The sequence below is a fragment of the Vibrio sp. 10N.261.46.A3 genome, assembly GCF_041472995.1.
GTDB classification, from domain to species: Bacteria; Pseudomonadota; Gammaproteobacteria; order Enterobacterales; family Vibrionaceae; genus Vibrio; species Vibrio coralliirubri.
Map to the genome: position 1 here is coordinate 1 of NZ_JBFRRH010000016.1, position 3,362 is coordinate 3,362.

The window sequence follows — 3,362 nt, forward strand, 5'->3', positions numbered from 1 at the left end:
GGGGGCTCTCGGGGCAATTTATCTTGTGGGAGTAATCAATAACTAGTTTGGGCGATGAAACCTAATACTTTTTCAATGAGTCCATATTCAGTAGAATCTTGATTTTCTAAAACAGTAGATACTTATTATGTCTAAAAGACCTATCCTTAGCTTGAAGCGCAAGCCTGAATCAATGCCTCCTCAAGAAGAAGCTACAGATACTACTTCTCTAGAACCTCAAAAACTTGATCCGGATACATATAGGGCTGAACAGAAAAAGAAAGCACACGCAGAGCGGGTTAAACGTCAGAATGATATTTTAAATCACCTTAATCAAATGAATTTAAAGTACCCTTTATCAAAAGGTACTGGTGTCACTATCATTACTTCTCTTAGGGAAAAAGGATTCAGCCATAAGTTAGCTCGCTGGGCTATGGCTTGGTGGGTGGGAAGAGAAGAGTACCTGAACGCTGTGGTTGAAGGTGAATTTAGATTTAATTTAGACGGAAGTGAAGCTGAATTAATCGCTGAGTCAGAAAAAGAGCACTCACGAATAAGGCTTGATAAAATTCAGAAGAAGAAACAAATTAAAAAATCGGACTGAATTGTTCAAATGGATCTTTGTGGTTGATTCACCATCACTGCACTTAATCCCTCCGAAATTTAGATACAAGAACGGCTCCCAATCGGGAGCCGTTCTTCGTTGTAGGGGGAGGAAATTGAACATCATTTTTCCTTGGTTTGGGTGTGAAACTGAATTTTAAGCATAAGGTCATCTTAGACGTTGCTCATGGAAAGAATAAACAAGGAGCTTTAGCGACCTCATCTATTGGCTTGTCAAAGCCTCAAGCGTCTATGTGACTGTTCTTCAAATTGGGGGCTTACTACAAAGTAGCGATTAGTAAGTTTATCTAAAGAGCCGAGCAGTTATCGAGCGTCCTATTTCATCGGTAGACCGAACCGTATGGGGCTAACTACTTTGGCGTAGTTCCAATACCATGAGCTAAAACTCGTTTCATCTCGTCACCAGTTCGTGATTACTTTAAGAGGAGGCTATTAGCTTCGCTTTAAAGTATGTCGGTCAAGTGAGTCATCAATACACCGTCTGAAAGTGCTGCGCTGACTAAGGATATGTTTTTGCCTTTAGATTTGTTTCTCTTAAAACTGGCATAAGGTTTTAAGCTGAGATAGGATTAAGGTGCTAACAGTTAATCTTATCTCAGTCCTTAGTGACGAATAGATTATAGAGAAGAAACCAGATCATCAAGGTCTGGTTTTTTTTCGTCTGAAATTCATGCAATTGAACATAATAGGAATAATGAACACCTGAAATTAGAACTTTCATTTGCGGTTTACCTAGCGATGGTATTCCCCATCCTCCAGATGAAACGTAACACTTAAACCCATAATGAAGGCTGAAGACGAGCATCTCAGGTTATGTTCAGGCTCTGTTCATATTTGTTAAACGATAATGGTAATTTTTAAATTCAAGAATGACATATAATGAAAAATCAACTAATTAATGCTTCATCTCTAGTTGCTATTGCACTATTCCCTTCCTTATCCTTTGCTGATGAACCTGTACAAGAGGAAAAGAATAAGTTTTATATAGGTGCAGAATATGGGATCCATGATGTCGATAGTGACTATGAGCCTATTGTTAATGGTTCTGAGCTAAAACCTAAAAGTGATTCAGGGTTTTGGGGGGTGTATGGTGGCTATAACATTTCAGAAGTTTGGGGCGTTGAGCTTAGTTACACAGAATTCTCTCTTGATGCTGAACAAGAAAAAGGGTGGGATGACTCAACTCTTGAGCATGACAAGGATTGGAACGCTGATTTGAATGCTAAGTCAATCGCTATCATGCCAACGTATCAATACTCATTACAGCAAGATTGGAATCTTAAAGCTGGACTGGGTGTTTCATATACTGAATATGATGCTTCCTCTAATTATCGATATACGACAGAGGATCATATTACTGATGCTGAGCAGTTAGTAGACGCTGAGCTAGGCCCTTCGGAGAAAGAAAAAGAAGTCGGAATTATCGGTTTGGTTGCTGTTAATTATCTGATTAATGATGATTTTTCTGTGGGAGCCCGCCTTAAATATATGGCTGATGGTTACGCTCTAACTTCTACTGCGAGCCTATCTGCAATGTATGCCTTTTAGTTGTTGATTTTACGTAACTGAACGTATTGTTCACCTACAATAACGACTCCTAGTTTGGAGTCGTTATTCATTTCGGGGTTGTGAAATTGAACATCGAGGGGTACTTATGATTTGTTCAATCTCCAATGTCATACTTTCCTACCTATCAGGGTGTAATATGAAAAAAATATTTTTGACTGTTATTGTATCAATGGCCTTAATTGGTTGCTCTGATGATAGCAGTGATAGCAGTGATAGCAGTGATAGCAGTGATAGCAGTGATAGCAGTAAGGTGGAGTTGTCTGATCAATTTGAAGGCCTATATTTAAATGAGTCAGAAGGCATCGTTAACTCTGCCGTTATTTCAAATGATGATCAGGGGGATTTTCTTTTAATTGATTTTGCCTCTAAAACTAGCTTTGTTCCGTCTCCATTTTCAGAGAGCGCTAATTCAATCGATTACAATCAATTCAAGGAGGGATCAGCAGGGAGCTGGATTAACGGCACTGGAAGCTTCAAGGTAAGTTTTTCTGGAGTAATTGCCAGTAGTGACCAGTTAAGAATGGATTTAAATAAGTCTTCATCAGAACCGTTAGGGAATATCTCTCCAAGTTGGAATGTAACGGGCAACAATTTTTCTTTTACATCTGATAACGCTAATACTTATAGTGGAACCTTAGAGTTTGATTCCGATGGTTTTTGGGAACTTGATGATGACTTTCCATTTACAGATGACTCAGGAGAATTAGTTTCTTCAACTGCTGAAATTGTCGTATTTGTAAGGTCTGGGCAAACATATTCAATTATTTATGACAAGCAGTTTAGTCGTGTTATTGCTATTGATATTCGGTAATTTACATTAATGGCACTAAAGCAGCTAGGACGTTGACTAACTGTTTTAGCTACACTGCTATTGGTATTTTACACAATAACTTACGAGGTGTGACGATTTAACGTAACGTCACTCAATCTGCATCGAGATTAGACTCAATTTGTTGATTGCTGCTGCTTTGGCATTGAAATTGCTTTAATTCTTAGTAACTTACTAAGGTGGCAATAATGAGAATGATTAGACGTTTTTTTGGGATCAAGAATAAAATGGAAAAACAAAAAGAACTGAAAGAACGGCTACACTTTGCCATGACACAGACTGTAATACGTAATTTTTAACATAACGGCACTTAGTGCGAACCAAGCTCGTAGATGGAAATGAAACGAAAAAAGGCAGCCCT

At 38.4% G+C, this 3,362-nt stretch carries 3 protein-coding genes; all 3 read left to right on the top strand.

Features of this window, described 5'->3' with window-relative positions:
• Positions 1-127 precede the first annotated feature (127 nt).
• The 3 genes from AB4484_RS04475 to AB4484_RS04485 all read left to right on the top strand — a co-directional run bounded on the left by AB4484_RS04475 (position 128) and on the right by AB4484_RS04485 (position 2,983).
• Entirely contained in the window at positions 128-583 is a 456-nt protein-coding gene (locus tag AB4484_RS04475) for a ProQ/FINO family protein (RefSeq protein WP_372076614.1), read from the top strand.
• 899 nt (positions 584-1,482) lie between these two features.
• A complete protein-coding gene (locus AB4484_RS04480) occupies positions 1,483-2,151 on the top strand; it encodes an AcfA family outer membrane beta-barrel protein (protein ID WP_372076616.1) in 669 nt (222 codons plus the stop codon).
• Between the two features lie 157 nt (positions 2,152-2,308).
• On the top strand, positions 2,309-2,983 hold the full coding sequence (locus AB4484_RS04485) for a hypothetical protein (protein ID WP_372076618.1): 675 nt from the start codon (positions 2,309-2,311) through the stop codon (positions 2,981-2,983).
• The last annotated feature ends 379 nt before the right edge of the window (positions 2,984-3,362 follow it).